This is a genomic window from Paenibacillus sp. FSL H3-0310 (genome assembly GCF_038002785.1).
Taxonomy (GTDB): Bacteria; Bacillota; Bacilli; order Paenibacillales; family Paenibacillaceae; genus Paenibacillus_AQ; species Paenibacillus_AQ odorifer.
This window is the reverse complement of record NZ_JBBODC010000002.1, coordinates 462,523-481,760: the sequence shown is the minus strand read 5'-3', so window position 1 is coordinate 481,760 and position 19,238 is coordinate 462,523. Positions and strand designations below refer to the sequence as shown.

General features: G+C 46.0%; 24 protein-coding genes and 2 riboswitches. Of the genes, 17 read left to right on the top strand and 7 right to left on the bottom strand.

What is annotated here, in order from left to right:
• The first annotated feature begins 19 nt into the window (after nt 1-19).
• The gene (locus MHH63_RS21590; protein WP_038568522.1) at nt 20-322 is read left to right on the top strand and encodes a hypothetical protein; all 303 of its coding nucleotides are present in this window, start codon (nt 20-22) and stop codon (nt 320-322) included.
• A 42-nt stretch (nt 323-364) separates the two neighbouring features.
• The gene (locus tag MHH63_RS21585; protein WP_076101352.1) at nt 365-958 is read left to right on the top strand and encodes a xanthine phosphoribosyltransferase; all 594 of its coding nucleotides are present in this window, start codon (nt 365-367) and stop codon (nt 956-958) included.
• A 113-nt stretch (nt 959-1,071) separates the two neighbouring features.
• On the opposite strand, the gene MHH63_RS21580 is transcribed toward MHH63_RS21585, so the two are convergent.
• The 4 genes from MHH63_RS21580 to MHH63_RS21565 all read right to left on the bottom strand — a co-directional run bounded on the left by MHH63_RS21580 (nt 1,072) and on the right by MHH63_RS21565 (nt 3,981).
• Nucleotides 1,072-2,028, bottom strand: a complete 957-nt coding sequence (locus MHH63_RS21580; protein ID WP_052096739.1) for a diacylglycerol/lipid kinase family protein — start codon at nt 2,026-2,028, stop codon at nt 1,072-1,074.
• A 110-nt stretch (nt 2,029-2,138) separates the two neighbouring features.
• Entirely contained in the window at nt 2,139-2,477 is a 339-nt protein-coding gene (locus MHH63_RS21575) for a DUF4870 domain-containing protein (protein WP_036682511.1), read from the bottom strand.
• Between the two features lie 93 nt (nt 2,478-2,570).
• Complete coding sequence (locus tag MHH63_RS21570; protein ID WP_341172096.1) at nt 2,571-3,536, bottom strand: serine hydrolase domain-containing protein; 966 nt, start codon at nt 3,534-3,536, stop codon at nt 2,571-2,573.
• A 313-nt stretch (nt 3,537-3,849) separates the two neighbouring features.
• On the bottom strand, nt 3,850-3,981 hold the full coding sequence (locus MHH63_RS21565) for a hypothetical protein (RefSeq protein ID WP_341172095.1): 132 nt from the start codon (nt 3,979-3,981) through the stop codon (nt 3,850-3,852).
• A gap of 48 nt (nt 3,982-4,029) precedes the next feature.
• On the opposite strand from MHH63_RS21565, the gene MHH63_RS21560 reads away from it, so the two are divergent.
• The 13 genes from MHH63_RS21560 to MHH63_RS21500 all read left to right on the top strand — a co-directional run bounded on the left by MHH63_RS21560 (nt 4,030) and on the right by MHH63_RS21500 (nt 15,473).
• On the top strand, nt 4,030-4,218 hold the full coding sequence (locus tag MHH63_RS21560; protein ID WP_019913840.1) for a hypothetical protein: 189 nt from the start codon (nt 4,030-4,032) through the stop codon (nt 4,216-4,218).
• Between the two features lie 403 nt (nt 4,219-4,621).
• Nucleotides 4,622-5,668, top strand: coding sequence for a cytochrome c oxidase subunit II (gene coxB / locus MHH63_RS21555; protein ID WP_076124488.1), 1,047 nt, complete (start codon nt 4,622-4,624; stop codon nt 5,666-5,668).
• 126 nt (nt 5,669-5,794) lie between these two features.
• Nucleotides 5,795-7,642, top strand: a complete 1,848-nt coding sequence (ctaD, locus tag MHH63_RS21550; protein ID WP_076185229.1) for a cytochrome c oxidase subunit I — start codon at nt 5,795-5,797, stop codon at nt 7,640-7,642.
• A complete protein-coding gene (locus tag MHH63_RS21545; protein WP_076101357.1) occupies nt 7,639-8,265 on the top strand; it encodes a cytochrome (ubi)quinol oxidase subunit III in 627 nt (208 codons plus the stop codon). Before ctaD ends, MHH63_RS21545 begins: the two co-directional genes overlap by 4 nt.
• Before the next feature lie 5 nt (nt 8,266-8,270).
• On the top strand, nt 8,271-8,597 hold the full coding sequence (locus tag MHH63_RS21540; protein ID WP_036682505.1) for a cytochrome C oxidase subunit IV family protein: 327 nt from the start codon (nt 8,271-8,273) through the stop codon (nt 8,595-8,597).
• A gap of 85 nt (nt 8,598-8,682) precedes the next feature.
• The gene (gene ctaG / locus MHH63_RS21535) at nt 8,683-9,603 is read left to right on the top strand and encodes a cytochrome c oxidase assembly factor CtaG (RefSeq protein WP_341172094.1); all 921 of its coding nucleotides are present in this window, start codon (nt 8,683-8,685) and stop codon (nt 9,601-9,603) included.
• A gap of 26 nt (nt 9,604-9,629) precedes the next feature.
• Nucleotides 9,630-10,094: a DUF420 domain-containing protein gene (locus MHH63_RS21530; RefSeq protein ID WP_076124485.1), complete on the top strand. Its 465-nt coding sequence runs from the start codon at nt 9,630-9,632 to the stop codon at nt 10,092-10,094.
• 842 nt (nt 10,095-10,936) lie between these two features.
• Nucleotides 10,937-11,665 carry a hypothetical protein gene (locus MHH63_RS21525; RefSeq protein WP_076185183.1) on the top strand — a complete coding sequence of 243 codons (729 nt, stop codon included), beginning with the start codon at nt 10,937-10,939 and terminating at the stop codon, nt 11,663-11,665.
• 61 nt (nt 11,666-11,726) lie between these two features.
• Complete coding sequence (locus MHH63_RS21520; protein WP_076124482.1) at nt 11,727-12,122, top strand: GntR family transcriptional regulator; 396 nt, start codon at nt 11,727-11,729, stop codon at nt 12,120-12,122.
• 18 nt (nt 12,123-12,140) lie between these two features.
• On the top strand, nt 12,141-13,070 hold the full coding sequence (locus MHH63_RS21515) for an ATP-binding cassette domain-containing protein (protein WP_076124480.1): 930 nt from the start codon (nt 12,141-12,143) through the stop codon (nt 13,068-13,070).
• Between the two features lie 4 nt (nt 13,071-13,074).
• Nucleotides 13,075-13,977, top strand: coding sequence for an ABC transporter ATP-binding protein (locus tag MHH63_RS21510; protein WP_036676693.1), 903 nt, complete (start codon nt 13,075-13,077; stop codon nt 13,975-13,977).
• Nucleotides 13,970-15,250: an ABC transporter permease gene (locus MHH63_RS21505; protein ID WP_076124479.1), complete on the top strand. Its 1,281-nt coding sequence runs from the start codon at nt 13,970-13,972 to the stop codon at nt 15,248-15,250. Before MHH63_RS21510 ends, MHH63_RS21505 begins: the two co-directional genes overlap by 8 nt.
• A gap of 34 nt (nt 15,251-15,284) precedes the next feature.
• Entirely contained in the window at nt 15,285-15,473 is a 189-nt protein-coding gene (locus MHH63_RS21500; protein WP_076185179.1) for a hypothetical protein, read from the top strand.
• 459 nt (nt 15,474-15,932) lie between these two features.
• On the opposite strand, the gene MHH63_RS21495 is transcribed toward MHH63_RS21500, so the two are convergent.
• Genes MHH63_RS21495 through MHH63_RS21485 form a run of 3 tightly spaced genes read right to left on the bottom strand, consistent with a single transcriptional unit; the run spans nt 15,933 to nt 17,504 of the window.
• On the bottom strand, nt 15,933-16,385 hold the full coding sequence (locus tag MHH63_RS21495; RefSeq protein WP_076124475.1) for a hypothetical protein: 453 nt from the start codon (nt 16,383-16,385) through the stop codon (nt 15,933-15,935).
• Nucleotides 16,386-16,425: 40 nt separating this feature from the next.
• Complete coding sequence (locus MHH63_RS21490; protein WP_051490930.1) at nt 16,426-16,947, bottom strand: hypothetical protein; 522 nt, start codon at nt 16,945-16,947, stop codon at nt 16,426-16,428.
• A 14-nt stretch (nt 16,948-16,961) separates the two neighbouring features.
• A complete protein-coding gene (locus MHH63_RS21485) occupies nt 16,962-17,504 on the bottom strand; it encodes a hypothetical protein (protein WP_139330148.1) in 543 nt (180 codons plus the stop codon).
• Between the two features lie 80 nt (nt 17,505-17,584).
• A riboswitch (cyclic di-AMP (ydaO/yuaA leader) is annotated at nt 17,585-17,749 on the bottom strand.
• A 419-nt stretch (nt 17,750-18,168) separates the two neighbouring features.
• Nucleotides 18,169-18,358: riboswitch (cyclic di-AMP (ydaO/yuaA leader) on the top strand.
• A 251-nt stretch (nt 18,359-18,609) separates the two neighbouring features.
• Between MHH63_RS21485 and MHH63_RS21480 the strand changes: the two genes are divergently transcribed.
• The gene (locus MHH63_RS21480; protein WP_076124472.1) at nt 18,610-19,026 is read left to right on the top strand and encodes a hypothetical protein; all 417 of its coding nucleotides are present in this window, start codon (nt 18,610-18,612) and stop codon (nt 19,024-19,026) included.
• 126 nt (nt 19,027-19,152) lie between these two features.
• Nucleotides 19,153-19,230 carry a K(+)-transporting ATPase subunit F gene (gene kdpF / locus MHH63_RS28640; RefSeq protein ID WP_076101420.1) on the top strand — a complete coding sequence of 26 codons (78 nt, stop codon included), beginning with the start codon at nt 19,153-19,155 and terminating at the stop codon, nt 19,228-19,230.
• Nucleotides 19,231-19,238 lie beyond the last annotated feature (8 nt).

Below are 19,238 nucleotides of genomic sequence, written 5' to 3'. Positions count from 1 at the left end.
TCATAGGGAGGTGAGAAGCATGGAATGTATCGTTCATTTTGAAGTGGTGCACAATGATGGTCCTAAAAAATTGCGTGGACTGTTGTTTCTGGATAAGGGAGCATCTCCTGGAGAAGCAGAATTAGTCGAAATGTTTAAGGATATGAATTTTAACGTGAGACTGGAAGACCGCGAAAAATTGATTTTTAAACCGGTAAATCCGGGGGATTTCTTGGAGATTCGAATTACGGGTTATGATAACGGTCAGGAAAAGAGCAAGGATGATCATAATTTAAAATCGATCGTTGGAAATTTATTGCCTCAGAAGCCGACAGGTCTGTAATGTGGGGAGAATGGATTCAATGATGGGAGAAGGAGGAGCACTATGGAGCTGTTGAGACAAAAAGTGTTGAAAGAAGGTATTGTACTCGGGCAAGGAGTGCTCAAGGTGGATTCTTTTCTGAATCATCAGATGGACCCCTTCCTGATGCGTGAGGTTGGCCGTGAGTTTATCCGCCGGTTCGCTGGCGAAGAAATTACGAAGGTGCTGACTATAGAATCCTCGGGGATTGCTCCGGGGATTATGACAGCATTAGAGCTGGAGGTTCCGCTGATTTTTGCCCGTAAGCAGAAATCGCTGACGCTGACAGAAGACATTTACGTGGAGAAGGTCTACTCCTTCACGAAGAAAGAAACGAATGAAATTACCGTTTCGAAGAAATTCATTGCTCCCGGAGAACGGGTGCTGATTGTTGATGATTTCTTGGCGAATGGTGAAGCCGCCTTCGGACTTGCCCGTATTGTTGAGCAGGCGGGGGGAAGTGTGGTTGGAATTGGTATTGTGATCGAAAAAGCGTTCCAGCCAGGGAATCGGCTGCTGCAGGAAGCGGGATATCGCGTAGAGTCACTTGTGCGTATTGCTTCACTGGAGGACGGAAGAGTCACTTTCGTGGAAGACGAGGAAGAGCCTCTTGTTTGAGGCTTTTGGAATGCATTCTCAAACAAAAGCTATAGGATATACAAAACAGCAAGCGAACTGGTAATGAACCAGTCGCTTGCTGTTTTTTGTGTGTATGGTATGCACGGGTCAGGTTACCCGTTGCTGCCGCATGCCGCTGCAGTGTCGACGGGCAGCTGTACGCTGTCCGCCGCCAGCGGCGATAGCACCCGCAGCGCCCCCGGCTCGCAGCGAACGGCCAGCGGCCCTTTGCCGAGGCTCTCGCCGTCGCCGATCGCAGGCCGGGCCTCGGCAAAGCCCACAGCTACGCTACGTCCGCGCAGCATAGACACGAAGGGCAACGCCACATGCTTGCCCTTCAGTACCGTGGGGAACAACCGCAGCAGCTGCCCGCGGCTGCACCCATGCACGACGCAGACGTCAAGCTGGCCGTCATCGGCCTTTGCCTGCGGGCAGATCAAAAGCCCGCCGCCGTAGCTGGGCAGGTTGCAGATCGAGACCAGCCATGCCTTCTCGAAGGCGTGCTCCGTACCGTCGCAGACTACGCTTACCCGGCAGGGCTTGAACGTCATCAGCGTATGCAATATGCCGATGATATACGCGAGCTGGCCTGCTCCAATGGCATTGCACAGCCTTTTGTATCGGCTGGCATTCACATTCTCGGCCACTTGAGCATCAAAGCCATTGGCAACGGCTGTTACGGTCAGTCCGTTTGCTCCTGAAAGCAGGTCTGCTTCGATATACCGCTCGCTAAGGGCGGCCTCCAGCGCGGCTTCTATTGAAAGTGGAATGCCAAACCCCCGGGCGGTGTCGTTGCCGGAGCCGGCAGGAATCACGCCCATGGGGATATCTTTGCCGCAAAGTGCACCCAAAATGCTATGGAGCGTGCCGTCACCACCGATTACAATCACGGCTTTCCAATCCTCGCGATGCTTTAGTGTATTTAAAACAAGGGCTTCTGCACCCTCTACGCTGTGCGTAAACAAGGACATGAAAGGCAGCGAACGCTCCTTCATGAGCGCCTCTACAGTATGCCAGGTCCGGCCGCCTGCTCCCCCGCCGGAACGCGGGTTTATGATAAATAGATACATATGATTTCCTCCAGCCTGTAGAATTCCATTGATGCCCTTTCTACATTGTAAGGAGTGGATGGGCAAAAGGGAATACTTTTCAGCGATCAGAGGGGCTGCTTTTTGGGGGATTACAGATGGCGAATCTGACTTTCTGCGATATCACCTGCCCAAGGGAGTTTATACCACCTGCCACTTAAGGCATGGTAGATCATTAACAGCCACACCCCAAAGCTGCAAAGAGAGACGAGGGCACTCATCAAGGGACCGAGGAATGGGACCAATCCGGTTAGAACGTGGAGGATCATCAGCACCCCGAAGGTAATCAGTGATTGCAGCGAATGGAACAGCACAAAGCGGCTGCGTTTCTCCAATGCGAGAAAGACGACGCCGCCGAGAAAAGGGAAAAAGTAACACAACGCGCCCGCTATATTATCGGGCAATCCGGTGGATGATTTAAAAGGGGACAATGGGCTCACTCTCCTTCTGCTTGGAGAAGAAGGGGCTTGATTGTTCGAATCCTTCTTCCTTACAAGCCTATGACTTGTCAGGAAAAAGTATGTTTATCTCATTGAAGGGAGAACATACTTTTCAAGCAGCCTGCGAGGGTTCTTCCAGTTGTTTGTCTTGCTCTCTGCTGTAAAGACCAGTACAGCATCCAGATTGGGAAAGAGCAGAATCTGCTGCCCGCCATGCCCGTGGGCGAGCTTGTAGGGCTGCCCGCTCATCGTACCGATCCAAAACTGATATCCGTAATCACCAAACGCTGGATATCCCTTAGTTTGAGCGGTAAGTGCATCCTGCAACCAATGTTCTGGGATGATTTGCTGCTCTGCAAACACTCCATTATTCAGCAGGCAGATTCCGAATTTAGCCATATCCCGAGACGTTAGGTGCAAACCGATATGACCCATGCTATGTCCCTCGGGGCTAGGTAACCAAGCGGTATTAGCCATTCGGAGTGGAGTGAATAAATGCTGTGCTGCATAGGAAAATGCATCAAGACCTGTAGATTCACTAATCATTATCGAGATTAGATGTGAGTCGATGCTTCGATATTGGAACTGGCCGATTTGTTCTGGAATAATGTTCAAGCTAAGGCCAAAGGAACCCCAGCAGCGGCTGCGATGGAGGTTCCGAACAAGCGGTTCACCAAGCTTCTTCCCTGTGATCCAGCTAAAACCGGAAGTCATGGTAAGAAGATGACGGAGTGTGATTTTTGAGAGATGTGGGGAGTGAAGGTATGGAATATGCTTGCGAAGGACCTCGGACACAGAAATATGGAGATCAGGCATCTCTCCACGGCCGATAGCGATTCCCGTAAGGACACTGACAAAACTTTTGGTGGCAGAACGGAGATCATTTAATGCTCCAGCATGATGGTCGTTATAATAACGTTCGAAGATAAGTTTTCCATGACGCACAATAAGCATGCTATGCATCTTGGGGTATTCTTTTAGGATAGCTTGATGGGCTTGTTCAAGACCCTCCCGGCGTGTATCGGTGTCTTCTGGCGTTGCGGTAGTCATTAGGGGAATTACAGGCTGGGCCATAAAGATCTCCTTCTCATTTGTTGATAAATACAATTTCGCTTGCTGTATAGGTTATTGTATTTTAACCAGTTTGGAGACATCTGACTTACGAAGACAGCTGTAAAAAATAATATTTTTCAAATAGTACATTTTACAAGGAAAGGTGGAAGTTAATCCGGAATATGATACAATATAACGATAAGGCCCGAAAGGAGTGATTCAGTAAGTGGCTCTTCGGGTAATAAAAGTGTCAAGGAGCTATCGTTCATCAGGCGTCCTTACTCTCAGCCCAAATCACGACGAACCTGCTTCACCGGCTAGGCGGTGTCTCAAAGGCTAGATTTAGCTTTAGATTCCACGTTTTGACGGATAGTGCAAGCCACGTATGTGTAATGGATACTTCACTTGCATTCGAGGTTACGGCGTACTTTTCATCATGCATTCTCTACAACGGAGCATTCATTTTCAATGTTTTGGGAGGGAACTGATCATGGCAAGTAAAGGTCATAACGAAGTCAAGGAAAGTCTACGGGAAATGACACGCATTTTCCGGCCCAAAGATCCCAAGAAATTCGTAAAGGAGTACGTCCGAAAGTATCGGATTACAGGAGGCTATGAAGAAGAACTGACCATGGTCGTGGAACACGAGTTGGTACGGATGAATTCATCCGTCTCCTAGCTAACAGATACGTTTGTCACTTGCTTAACTTTAGACATCATTTTGAGTAATAACATCCACGAGGATTCTTATAAACCGTGCCCGAGCGACTTTTGTTGCTGGAATCGGTTTTTTTTGTATGTCCATTTACGAATAAGGAAAAGTCTTCCTCATAGAATAGTCAAATGAATTAATAGACACATTTTAAATTGAATGCGCTTTCTTTATTATTTTTTATTTGTTTGCGTTTTCATAAAATGCTATAAAATCCAGATGGGACAAGGGTTTATTGTGTCGAAAATTACAATGTGAACTAGTTGTGAACGATTGACAAAACTTTCCCTTAAACTTATATTAATAGTGATTGTTATAATTGACAGAAAAAAACAGGAATCTACGAAATCGGGAAAAGCGGGGTAGATCAATGATGAAAACGTGGCAGGCTGTAAAGCGACTCCTTCCCATGACCGCTATGTTTGGACTCTTTCTTGCCGGGTGCGGTCGTGAGGACTTGTCAGTACTCAGACCACAGGGACCTGCAGCAGACAGATCTTACGGATTAATGGAGCTGTCGATCAGCATTATGATCGTGGTGTTGCTGATTGTCTTTACGATTGCAGCTTATGTACTGATCCGCTTCCGCAGAAGACCGGGTCAGAATGAAATCCCTGAGCAGGTTGAGGGCAGTATGAAACTTGAGATTCTCTGGACAGTCATTCCGCTCATCCTTGTTGTAGTATTGGCCGTGCCAACGGTTAAAGCTGTGTTTGCCGCTGGAGATGATCATTCCAATGACAAGAATGCGATCAAGGTTAAAGTAACCGGCCACCAATACTGGTGGGAGTTTGAGTATACCGACTATAAGGTAACTACAGCACAGGACCTGATTATTCCGGTGGGCAAAGATATCGCCTTTGAACTGGAAACTAAAGATGTGCTGCACTCCTTCTGGGTCCCTTCTCTTTCCGGTAAAATCGATACTAACCCAGCTGGAACGATTAACCGCTTTAGCTTTAGTGCGCCTAATGAAGGCGTTTACCGTGGGAAATGTGCGGAGCTATGTGGTCCTTCTCATGGATTGATGGAATTTAAGGTGAAATCAGTTAGTGAACAAGAGTTTCAAAAGTGGATTGATTCTATGAAAGCACCTGTAGCTGTGCTGCCAGAGGATCCTGCTTTAGCTGAGAAGTTCAAAGCGGCATGTCTGACTTGCCACGCTGTAGGTGATCAAGGGATTAATAATGCGCCGAACTTGACCGGAATTGGTTCTCGGGAATCGATTGCTGGAATTCTTCTCAACGACGACACGAGGGAAGATGGTGCGCCGATTGAAGAGAATCTCAAAACCTGGCTGCACGACCCGCAATCCGTAAAACCAGGCAATCTGATGCCTAACCCCAAAGATCTGGGCCTGAGTGATGCTGAGATTGATGGCATTGCAGAGTATCTGGCCAACTATAAGCTGGACTAATGCCTTAGCCTAAAGGCGGGCAGAACTTTCGAAAAGGGGGGACGAACTTTGGCTCAAGCAGCGCATACCTTGAATTCATCCAAGCCTCTGGGGCACGGTCACAGTGTGAAGCGCCATACAGGACTTATGGATTGGCTAACAACCGTCGATCACAAAAAAATCGCGATTTTGTACCTATGGGCCGGAGGATTATTTTTTGGCATCGGGGGAATTGAAGCGCTTCTGATTCGTTGGCAGCTCATCAAGCCGATGAATAACTTTTTGGATGCACAAACGTTTAATGAACTCATAACTATGCATGGTACGACGATGATCTTCCTCGGCGTCATGCCAGTCATCTTCGCACTCATGAATGCCGTCATTCCGCTACAGATCGGTGCACGTGACGTAGCCTTTCCTTTTCTAAATGCACTTGGTTTCTGGACCTTCCTGTTCGGCGGGATTCTACTGAATCTTAGCTGGGTTATGGGTGGTGCTCCTGATGCCGGGTGGACCGCCTACACCCCACTATCTACGAGTACATACAGCACTACACACGGTGTAGACTTCTATACGATCGGCTTGCAAATTGCCGGATTAGGGACCCTCATCGGGGGGATTAACTTTCTAGCCACGATCATTACGATGCGTGCGCCGGGAATGACCTATATGCGGATGCCGATGTTCGCCTGGACTACATTTATTACTTCCGCCATTATTTTATTTGCTTTTCCAGCAATAACAGTAGGTTTAGTACTGCTGACATTCGACCGGATTCTAGGAGCCAATTTCTTCGAAGTTGGAGCCGGAGGAAGTCCAGTGCTATGGCAGCATATCTTCTGGATATTTGGTCACCCGGAAGTGTATATTCTCATTCTGCCTGCCTTCGGGATTATTTCCGAGGTCATCCCAACCTTTTCGCGTAAAAGACTGTTCGGATATAGCTCTATGGTGTTTGCAACCATCTTGATCGCCTTCTTAGGTTTTATGGTTTGGGCTCACCACATGTTCACAACTGGACTTGGACCTGTAGCTAACGCGTTGTTCTCCGTATCAACGATGTTAATTGCGGTTCCGACCGGGATTAAAATTTTTAACTGGTTGTTCACGATGTGGGGCGGGCAAGTACGTTTCACAACCCCTAACCTGTTCGCTGTAGGATTTATTCCTACATTTACTATGGGGGGAGTAACTGGAGTGATGCTGGCGTCCGCACCTGCTGACTTTCAGTTCCATGATACGTATTTTGTTGTAGCGCATTTCCACTATGTTATTGTAGGTGGTTTGGTGCTTGGCCTGTTCGCAGGTCTGCACTACTGGTGGCCCAAAATGTTCGGAAGGATGCTGAGTGAGACGCTGGGCAAGTGGACTTTCTGGACGTTTATCATCGGATTCCATCTGACCTTTTTTGTACAGCATTTCCTTGGGCTTATGGGGATGCAGCGCCGCGTATTTACTTATTTACCAAATCAGCAATTTGATTTGCTAAATCTAGTCAGTACCATTGGTGCAGGACTAATGGGCGTCGGTATGATTATTTTCTTGGTGAACATCTTCCTGACTTCCAGAAAACCAGCGGATGCAGGCAATGATCCGTGGGAGGATGGACGTACATTGGAATGGACCATTCCTTCACCGCCGCCAGAATATAACTTCAAGCAAACACCTCTTATTCGGGGGATTGATGCCTTCTGGAAAGAAAAAGTAGCAGGGAATAAAGGCATGACACCAGCAGAGCCGGTGGGCTCAATTCATATGCCGTCGGCAACGATTTTACCGTTTACGATGTCTGTCGGAATTTTTATCGCTGGGCTTGGCTTTATGTTTAGCCGTGATGAATTCGGCAATGCTTTTATGAGCTTCCTGTTTAATAATTATATCGTTACAGCCATCGGTCTTATTATTACATTTGGATCCATGCTGATGCGTTCGCTGTATGATGATCACGGATGGCATATTGAACCTGAAGAGCTGGAAGGAAGTGAGCGGACATGACAACGGCACATGCAGAAGCTTCTAAGGATACCTTTCCGCACGAGCCGGAAAAAGCTACGCTCGAAGGACGCAACAAGGTTCTTGCCTTTTGGTTGTTTCTAGGCGGCGAAGCGGTATTGTTCGGCACGTTGTTCGCAACTTTCCTCGCACTGCGTAATCAGACGAATGAGGGGCCTTCGGCGAATGAACTGTTTCACCTGCCGCTTGTAGCCGCTGCAACATTCATCCTGCTGGTAAGCAGTCTGACGAGTGTATTCGCTATTCAAGCGATGCACAGAAATCGGCCGGCACTGCTACGGAATTGGCTTTTAGTTACTGTAGTCTTAGGTTTAGGTTTCCTGGTTTTGGAGATCTATGAGTTTACTCAATATGTAAGACACGAAGAATTCGGAATGACCACAAGTGCATTCAGCTCGGCATTCTACACACTGGTAGGATTTCATGGTGCGCACGTAGCCTTTGGGATCGCTTGGATCTCCATCTTGATCGGGCAGCTCGCCCGCAAGGGGTTAACGGTAGTTACTGCACCAAAAGTGTATGTGTCAGCCATGTACTGGCATTTTATCGATGTAGTATGGGTCTTCATCTTTACGGTTGTATACCTACTCGGAAAGGTGGGCTAGGCACTATGACGACGGATCAGCATATGCCAGATAGCGGCGGGTATAAGCAACGTCATCGGCATGAAGGACCACAGAAACATATTGTTGTCTTTATTTTCTCCATTGTCTTAACATTGATTGCTTTCGCTGCTGTTGCGGCTGGAGGCGTAAATGCAACCTTTGCGATTATTTTGCTGCTGGTAATGGCTGTTCTTCAGGTCATTGTACAGATGGGCTTCTGGATGCATCTAAAAGATAAAGGGCATCTTCTGCCGATTCTTTTCATGCTGGGCGGCTTCTTTATCGCTGGGACCTGCATTGTTATGTCGCTGTATTGGGTTTGGTGGAATTAACGGACGATAATGAAAGAGGTGGGCTGCGATGCCCCCTCTTTTTGATGTTTAGATATAAAAATTCCTGCGCTTGGAGGTTGGGATTATGCTGGGATTAGAATACTTTAGTTTTGCTGAACTATGGAGTCCGCTTTTTCTAGCGGTAATGCTGCTGCTGACAGCAGGTTATTTTGTGTGGATTGGTCCGATTGCTGGGCGTTATGCCGATTCAATAACGGTACCATTTTGGCGTAGAGTGTTATTTGTCTGTGGGATGCTTGCCCTTTATCTGGCACAAGGAGGACCCATTAGCCTTTTAGGGCATATGATGTTTTCCTTCCACATGGTCAGTATGGCCTTGTCTTATCTGGTAGCGGTGCCGCTGATTATGCTTGGAATTCCAGATTTTATATGGCGCAGGATACTAAAGGTGAATCCGCTTCGGCGGTTATCTTTTTTAGCTCATCCGGTAGTAGCTGCTCTATTGTTTAACGGACTTTTTTCCTTGTACCATATTCCTGTTATTCATGATTATGTGATGCTGCATTTTACTGTTCATCGTATTTATTACATTGTTTTGTTCCTGACTTCTGCTTTAATGTGGTGGACACTGATTAATCCGCTGCCGGAACATCGTATGGCGAGTGGGCTTGGGAAGATTGGATTTATTTTTCTGAACATGGTATTGCTGACGCCGGCTTGCGGGCTGATTATATTTGCCGATCATCCGCTCTACGCCACTTACAGTGATCCAGAGACTTGGGCGCGTGCTATGGGCTATTGTATCTCGGGAGACCCCTCTGTTTTACTTCAGAATTTTGGAGGTCCTGCATTCTTTGAAGTGATGTCGCCGAAGGTAGATCAACAGGTGGGAGGCATCGCGATGAAGTTCATTCAGGAATTTATTTTTGCCTCTATGCTTGCTTATGTGTTCTATCATTGGTATAAAAAAGAGAACGGACAAGACGACGATGAATTGTCGACGCCATCCTCAACACTTCAGGAGAGCAACTTGAACCGTGCATAACTGGTAGACTGCCGAGGGGGAGAATCATGGATATTTTCACAGTGTTTCCGACTATTAGTACGTCATTCATCGTGATCAGCGCGGTGCTGGTGGCTATAGGTTGGTGGCTCATTATCAAGGGCAAACGCGAGGCGCATAAGAAAACGATGATTGCTGCCGCTATCGCTGCGCTGCTGTTTTTTATTGTTTACGTATCGAGAACGTTGTTTGTGGGAAATACCTCATGGGGCGGACCGGATGAACTGAAGACGATTTATCAAGTGTTTTTGATCTTCCATATCGTTCTGGCAACCGTAGCTGCGGTATTCGGACTTACTACGTTAACTCTTGGTTTCAAGGCGAAGTATTCCAAGCACCGTAAGTGGGGCAGAGTGACATCGATAATCTGGTTTATCACAGCGATTACAGGCGTTATGGTGTACGTGCTGTTGTATGTTTTGTATCCAGGTGGACATACCAAGCCGGTGTGGGAAGTTATTTTGGGAGCGTAAAATAAGTGCTTGAATAGAGCACAGAGTTTAGTGCGTTGAGCGAATGAACAGCACTAGAGTAGCAGAACCGTAAATAGTTATGAAATAAGCCTATATATCTGCATGTTCCTGAGTAGGGATTGCGGGTGATGGGCTTATTTTGGTTTGTAGAGCTTCGGGATCTGTCCCGAAACTGAACGAAGTTAGCTCGAAAAAGACGCAATTAGGGAAAACCTCCCTGATAATGCACGAAAGTAGCTAAAAAAGGCCATAATTAGGGAAATCCTCCCTGGAAGTGAATGGATTTAGCTCAATAACGGAGTAATAGCTGAAATTTTGGGGAGGATTTCCCTAAAAACTAATAATCTAAGCTCGGTTGGGCAGATTTTAGGGAGTTTTTCCCTAATGTTAATCCGCCCGGCAGTCGCCCACATCCGAACCCCCGCCCGAATCTGAACCCGAACCAGTATCCGCTCCGGCACTCGCCTCCATAACGCACATCACACCAACACGTTGCATAGAAGCAAGAGTGAGCTCTTACTACTTCATTTCCAGAATGAATTATCTAATAAACTCCATTATCCCAGCTACATTCGCCCCCGTAGCAGCATTCTGCCTCAATTCCCCCTCATTGTAGTTAATCTCAATTAATAAGCGTTACCTAACGTCTGAGAGTGTCTTCATAAGCTTGAAGTATGAGGTTGCCCAAACCTCCTATTTCTTTAGAATAATTTCCAGTTACAGGATTGACAATGAAAAACCAAGGTCATATACTGTGTATATAGATATATACAGTAAGCACAGGGATATGAACACCTGCTTCTGCTAGACGCTGAAGACATTGTAAAGCGAGGTTAGCATTAATGAGAACATTAAAAGATTCATGGTTTATGTTGCGCTCTGATTTTCGCGGAGACAAATTAAAAATATTAGGGACCCTCGTGATAACAGTTGTTTTTATGAGTTATCTTGGTGGACTGACTAGCCTGATAGCAAATGATGTACTAGGTGAGCAGGATCGGACGATGCTAGCGGATTTCTTATTTCTTTCCTTTATCCCCTTATTGGGATTAACATTCTCTCGCCGTTCCATGAAATATTGGAGTGAAGACTCATACACAAAAATGTTGGTTTACTTACGAACTTTACCGATTCCAGCTTCAGTAATATTATTGCGGAGAAAACTTCAGGGTGTGATCTCCTTTACTCTAAATGGCACGTTATTCTTCGGTATTATTTACTTGTTAGGAGAGAATTTTCGGGCAGAGCTGGCGGTTCCATCGTATATAGCTTTTGCGATTACTTGGCTCGGCTTCGGATTCATGGTCTCAGGTCTATATATTTTTATTGAATATCTTTTTAGCGGCAAAGCTTATCTATGGCTAACATTGCTTATCGTAGTTTTATCGTGGGCAACATCGTTCCTAGTTACACTGGGCGGAGGCAGTTTGTTCTTATACAGTATCTCCTATTCTAAGGAGTGGGGGCTGTTATCTCCGATCATGTGGGGGTCACTTCTGCTGGGAACAATATCTGTGCAGTTATTCTCTAAATGGACTATACATCGGCTGAAAAGTCGCAATCTCATATAAAAAATCGGAAATGGCAAGGACTGCGCTCTAGCACGCTAGAGTGGAAGGCGAGGTGTAAATAATGTGGATACCGGTACAAATCAACGAAAATAGTGCAGAGCCCCTCTATCATCAAATAGAGACTCAGCTTAGATCATTAATCATTAGCGGAGTCATTACAGAAGGTACGCTGCTGCCCTCGATTCGTGAGTTCGCAGGAGATCTGAAATGCAGTGTAATTACCGTGCGGCGGGTATATCAGGATCTGGAGAACGAAGGTTTGCTGCGAACGCGACAAGGAACAGGTACCTTTGTATCCCATGTAGGTGACGGAGCCATGGAAGAATATAAACGTGAAACGGTTGGCAAAGCACTTGAAAGTGCAGTGGATATCGCCCGATCGGTACATTGCAGCAAGGATGAACTTGAACAGATTTTTATGGAGATTGTAGAACGCAAGTATAGAGAAAAGGATTGAGAGGGGGCGCTTACTCATATGGTACAGATGGCTATAGAATTGCGGAATGTACTTAAACGGCGGCGAAACAAGACGATAGGGCCACTGACCCTGAATCTGCCTAAAGGATATATTACAGCTTTGGTAGGTCAGAATGGATCCGGCAAAAGCACGCTGCTGAATCTGCTGATGCAGCTGACTAATCCAGAGGAAGGCGAGATATATTGGTTCGAGAACAGGTATGATAGCGGGTTGTCTCTGGAGCTTCGCCAGACCATTGCCTATGTTCCTGAAACGTCAATTACTGAGGAGAACCACTGGAATGCAGAGGAGGCAGCACGATTTCGGAAGTATTGGTATCCAAATTGGGACGATCAGTATTTTCACGAGCTGATGGATCGCTTTGAGGTTCCGTATCATATGAGACTTTCGAAGATGTCTAAAGGGGAGCGCCGGAAATTCGAAATTGCTGCAGCACTTGCGGCACGGCCAAGTCTGCTGCTATTGGATGAACCTTCATCGGGTCTTGATCCTTTTGCCTGGAAGATTATGATCGAGACACTTCGTAAATATATGGATGAGCACAACGCAACGATTATCATCTCCACACACATTGTGGATGAGGTGCGACGGCTGGCGGATTATATCGTCCTTATGCATCGGGGAGAACTGCTGGGTATGGCTGAAAAAGACAGTCTGTTCGGTGCTTGGACCGAGGTTTGGGTGAATGCTGCGGATGAAGAGGAGCTTGCGGAGTTATCGGCTGAGTTGCCAGGAGGTTTGCACTTTACCATGGATACACCGGGTGTAGCTTCTTTTATCATAGAACAATTTTCTGAAAACGAGAAACGCATTCATGACTTGGGCGTAAAGGTTATCAAGAGCCGCAGTTTGGAACTGGACGAAATATTAAGTTTATGGACACAGGGTCATCGTCCTATTCTAATTGACCACAAGAGAGGGGACTAGAGAAATGGAAGCCTTAAAGCTGGAAAGTGTAGTTAAGCAATATGGAGAAAAAACCGCAGTAAACGGAATTAACCTAACCGTAGGTAAAGGGGAAATTTACGGATTACTGGGGGCGAACGGCGCGGGGAAAACAACCACGATGCGTATGGTGCTCGGCCTAATCTACCCTGATGAAGGCAAGATTTTGTATAACGGAAAACCTTTCAACAGTGAACTGCAGCAACTTATGGGTTATCTGCCCGAAGAACGTGGACTATATCCTAAGGTGAAGATCAGCGATCAAATCGTTTACTTGGCCCGCCTGCGTGGGATGTCAGCTAGTGATGCAGATAAGAGCTTGCGCTATTGGCTGGATCGATTCGAGGTTCCGGATTATTACAATAAAAAAATAGAAGAGCTTTCCAAAGGAAATCAGCAAAAAATGGGCTTTATCGCCGCTGTCGTTCATAAGCCGCAGATTCTGATTCTAGATGAAGCTTTCAGCGGGCTGGATCCAGTAAACGTGGAGCTGCTGAAAGATACGGTCAAAGAATTACGTGATTCGGGAACAAGTATCCTCTTCTCTACGCACCGGATGGAGCATGTGGAAGAGCTATGCCGTAACATTACGATTCTCGATCGATCCAATACGGTCGTTCAAGGGGATATCCGCACGATCAAGAATGGCTACCCGCGGGAAGAAGTATTGCTGCGTACAGCTAATGAGGTAAAAGGTTTGGAGTCCATCGCAGGTGTTACAGCAGTTAAACGGCTGGAGCGTGGGTATCTGTTATCGATCAGTGAGATCGGTGCAGCACAGCGTATTTTACAGCAGGCGATAGCACAGGGTGAAGTGGAGCATTTTGAAATCAAGGAACCTACGTTAAACCAAATCTTTATCAGAGCGGTGGGTGAATCTAATGAATAAGATGGGGACAATTATCGGCTTTACCTTTAAAAATAAAGTTAGAACGAAATCATTTATGATTACTACTTTGATTCTAGTATTATTGCTCAGCATAGGGATGAATCTTCCCTATATCATCGATCAGTTTAAGGGTGATTCGGCCAAAAGTGAAGTTACTCAAATTGCTGTGATTGCTGAAGAGGGAAATCAGGTTGCAGAATTGTTGAAGGCTTATACTGCGCCAGAGGGCATGCCACAGGCTAAGATAGTACAATATGCTTCTGCGGAGGATGCCGAGTTAAAGAAAGCATTAGATGAAGAGACCGTAGAAGGTTATGTTACTTTTGCGGAACCTACTGGTGAAGGGCTTCCACCCGTTACTTATCATAGTAATGATGGGGAACTAAACGGAGATGTGCAAGTTTATCTCCAAAATGCACTTCAGCAAGCAAACACACAATTCATCGTTGGCGACAAGCTGACCTCTGAACAGATTGCTGCAATGTCAACGCCTGTGCAGATTACTACACAACAGCTTAACGCAGGCGGTGGCAGTGAAAGCTCTCAGGAGGACACTCCAGCCATTAACTACATTATCGTATATGCCATGCTTATGTTGTTCTTTATGTCCATTATGATGACAGGCAACATGATTGCCGCAGAGATAACTTCTGAGAAAAGCTCGCGGATTATGGAGATTTTGATTACAAGCGCCTCACCTTTAGCGCAAATGTTCGGTAAAGTTATCGGTGTTTTCCTAGTAGGAATATTGCAAATTGGGATCTTTGTCGCAGCGATCGTCGTCAATTTGACGCTCCCACATAATGCGACTGTATTGGCTGATTTTGATCTCGATTTAGGCCAGCTCAATATTAACTTGCTGCTCTATGGATTTGTCTTGTACGTATTAGGTTACTTCCTCTATGCCTTGATGTATGCGGCTGTAGGTTCGATTGTCAGCCGTACGGAGGATCTCGGTCAGGCGGTAATGCCAATCATGATGTTAGGCTTCGTAGCGTTCTATGTTCCACTGTTCAGTATCTCCAATGCAGATACTCTAGTGGTTAAGATAGCGAGTTATGTGCCTTTCACCTCACCATTGACGATGCTGCTCCGAATTGGTGTCGGCGAGGTGGCGATCTGGCAAGTCATTGTATCGCTTCTGATCCTGCTTGTGACTACCTTCATCTTCGGATGGCTGGCAGCCAAGATCTATCGTACCGGCGTACTGATGTACGGCAAACGCCCAAGTATTAAAGAAATCAGAAAAGCAATGAAAGCTTACAAGATCTAAGAAGACCTCATATAACTTTTAAGGAGTGTTAATGATGTCTACAAGCGAACAATATACCATTATGCTTTTAATGAGTTCGGTATCGCTGGCTACGGTTAGTAGAATGCTTCCGGATGGCTCCACTTTTATGGATTTCGTTCAAGGCGTATTGACTGGTGTTGCTATAGTGGGGATGTTGGCGGGATTGTGGATGTACGGTAAGGCGCGTAAGAGTAAAGCGTAATAGTAGGCACTGAGTTTTCGGGGGTATCCTAACAGCCGTTTATGGTTGCTGGGATATCCCCGTTTTTGAGTTGGCAATCTCTTTGTATACGAGCTGATATAGCTAACGGACCCAGCAGCACTTAAATGCAGCAATCATCGAGATTTAGCAAGATATCGGACACTATAGTTGCTATTGGCATGAAAAATGGTGAATTAGTAGCTCTTTTAACCAAATAGTTGCACTGGAGTCCGATACTATGCTCAAAAGGCGATAAACGTGTAAGTAACGTCATCTGGGTCCGTAAGCCTTGGTGGAAGATGATTAGGGCTTGCTTTAAGACGATCCAAGACGTTCATCGCTCGGGATTTCTACTGGAGTCCGAACGCCGGCCATATTTGTGGAAAAGCTTCAATTAAAGGCTCCTGAGTCCGTTAGATGCTTCATGCGCTTAAAGATTGTCTGAATTCTAGTCAGTGACTAAATTATAGAAAGATTTGCGCTCGTTAGTATATCCGTTTGGGTGGTCATCTGCTCCCGTAGAGCTCTAAGCTGTGTTTTCAGTGCGGGAACACTTTTTTGCAGAATAATGCTTATTTGAGAAAGAGGCAGCTTTAGGCCGTACCACATGACCTTCACAAGCTGTTCCTCCCAAGGTAATGCCTTAGCCGATAGAAGGGAGCGCCGGGCAAAAGAATCAGCACACTGGTGAATACAAGTGCGGTAAGCGTGGATAGAGAATAACTGAGGATCAAAATCATCCTGACGATATATTTTATGAAGCTCTGTGAAGGTGCGGATAGTAATCTTGTCTGCCTCATTAGATTGTTCTAACAACATGGAACTAAGTACGTAGACTTCATTAGTATACTTTTGAACACACTCTGCAAATTTAGTACTGTAGGTGGACTCGGGAGGTAAGGGGTCAGGCATGGTGAACACGATCCTTTCAGATTGAGAGATTTGCTTGAATCTATAATATAGAAAAGTAAGAGATGGATTTATTGATGAGATCGGCGGTGTCTGGTTCCGGGCAACTGTGTTTCTGCTGGGAGGCAGTGGATAAAGCTTTTGAAGGCTTGTAGTAGAGCCGTTCACTTCTGGAATTGCTCCCCCCTGCTGCAACACTGTACAGACGCCCTTGCTGAATATGCCCTGCCAAGGATTTACCCTGGAGCTTGGCCTTTAAATCCTGCAAAGCACCCTGAACTAGCTCAAGCTTAACCTGCTCCCAATCTGAACCTTCGCGGCGGACCTTGTCCAGCGCTTCTTCAAGACGGCAATGACAGATGGCCCGTAAAAAAGAACTCCATTTAATGAGATCGAAATTTTTGGTGTTGGCAGAGATCAGACAAGCCCCCCAACTGCAGCCTCCCTTACAGGTGAGCTTCAGAATACCATAACGGCAGCCTTCAGCTCCTTCCATTCCATAGTGAATAGGCTCGGGTTCATCCAATACAAATACTTCAATGCGGGATAGTCTGCGCTGGTCCATAGTAGGGTTCCTCCTTAGATTTCCAAAAGCTTTAAGTCTACATGATGAGTGACACTAGCCCTTTCTACACAAGCGAGCATTTCCATTTTATTCTCACAGACTGCGGTATGCTCTAGCCATAGTCGGAACTTCTCTTTTCGTATAACAGATAGATGTAAGGGAAAGGTGCTGCGGGATCTCAAGACATACCAACCGGCGCTTACATCTTTCCAAGGCTCCTTGAAGGCTGTAAACCACGGGAGCTTTTGGTGTGATGACCAATCCTGCTGCTGCTGTTGTTCTCGAATTTTTTTATATATCTCATATACAATCTTAGAGTCTAAACAGTCTTTACAAGAAGAAGGTGTGCTGAACTGGCGAAGGGCTTGGATCTGGTTCTGGCCAAATGCATAGCCTACAATGTACCTGTGATTATGTTCTTCGAACCACAAGGCCCCGAAACAAACGTAATTTAGACTTATCGGCTCAAGCAGCCCTTGATGTATCCCTAAATAATAGTGCTTCAAAACATTCACCCCATCCAGCGTGCTATCACCTAATAAGCTCAGGTAACGCAAAAACCGCAGCAAGAGGAGGACCTCTGCTGCGGTTTTGGATTACAGGCAGATATACCTGGGCCAAAGCGTGGCGGATCAAGGGTCTCTCTCTTTACGCTTACGAGGTTAGCTGTCGGATTCGGACGGTGAGAGTCGCCCTACCTATTGAGACTTATGCAGTCTCCTTTGGATTCACCCCAAGTAGGCCAGGTGGCCTGATGGTTCCCCCGTTCCCTGCGAATGCAGGAACTCAGCGTTGATTGTTTTTCATGAATTAGATTCAACCCGAATCATACTCTTTTCAAGATTTTCTGTAAAAAACGGAAAATGTTCTTTTAGAGCAATTTTAACCATATCCTGCCGACTACGACTGAAAAACGAGGTAAATAGGTATTTATGGCGTGTTATCGCGCCTCTTTCTCGCTCAGCCTCAGCTTCTTGCGTTTCTACCTATAATGGGAATTTGCAGTATTTTCGCTCTAAAAAGGTGAATAAAATCACATGTATTATAGATAGCGATTAAACGCTCCAAACTCGAGTAAACAAGAGATATAGAGAGATTAGATATCAAGTAAGCGCTATCTAATGGGAAAATAGTTTTTAATTTGCATTATTTTGGCATCATTCAGGTTTTACAAGTCTTCGTGCATAAGAGTATGATTACTCCTGTTTCAACGACAATCGAATATTTGATCCGCTTAATTTCCGGTAAGGAAAGCGGGGGAACCAACAATCGGCAGCCGATGTGAGAGTCGGAAGCCGATTATGGGGTGAATCCTGTAGAGGGTGTGAGTGAGCTCGCATCTATACAGGTAGGGCGACTCTCACCGCCCGAATCCGACAGCTAACCTCGTAAGCGTATGGAGAGAGGATGAGTGCAATGTGACCGCTAGCGAGCCACAGAGGAGATCCTTTGTGGCTTTTTGCTGTGCTCTTAGAAGCAAAGCATTTATGGAGGCCTCCCCTAAGAGGTCGCTAAATTCATCATTAGCGGTATTTGTAAGGCAGCGTCTAATGACGTGACACAACCGAGCTTTAGGTTGTGCCCGAAAATGACGATAGGTCAACATCCTTTCGGAGATTTTCGTTGCCTCCTTGTTGTAAATGAGCAGGAGGAGAAAAAAAGATGACGGATCAGAATGAATATGTGCTTGTATGTGCGCCTACAAAGGCGGGAGAACATTTCATTAAACTTCTGAAGTTCAGGGGTATTAAGATGGCGGGATTAACCAACAATGTGGCTGAGAAAGCTTTACTTGAGGAGCTCGGGATTGAGCAGGTTATTCTAGTGGATACCCGTCATCAGAGCACTTGGTTTCGCCCATCGTTCCCGGTAGGCAGGGTATATCTGTTTGAGAGCAGCTTTCCGCTTTGCTGCCGCTATATTCAGATGTGCCGTACCTGGACGACACAGCCGATTTTTGTGATTACAAGTTCAATAAATCCTAGATTGGTCTATAAAAGACTTGGTGCGAGCTATGTAATCTATTCCCATAGTGGTGATGCTGATTTTCTAATCGATAGATCACCTCATCAAGGATAATGGAAGGAGTGCGGAAGATATGGTGGATCTGTATATGGTGGCTTCGTTAGCTGTAATTTACGGGTTATTTTATGGCTTTATGCGCTGGTGCGCAGGTGTAGTTGAGGATACGGGGAGGGATAAGCTGTGATTCTAGTAATCGCTGTTACCCTACTGTTGTTTATATATCTGGTTTACGCGTTGATTCATCCTGAGAAATTTTAAGGAGGGGC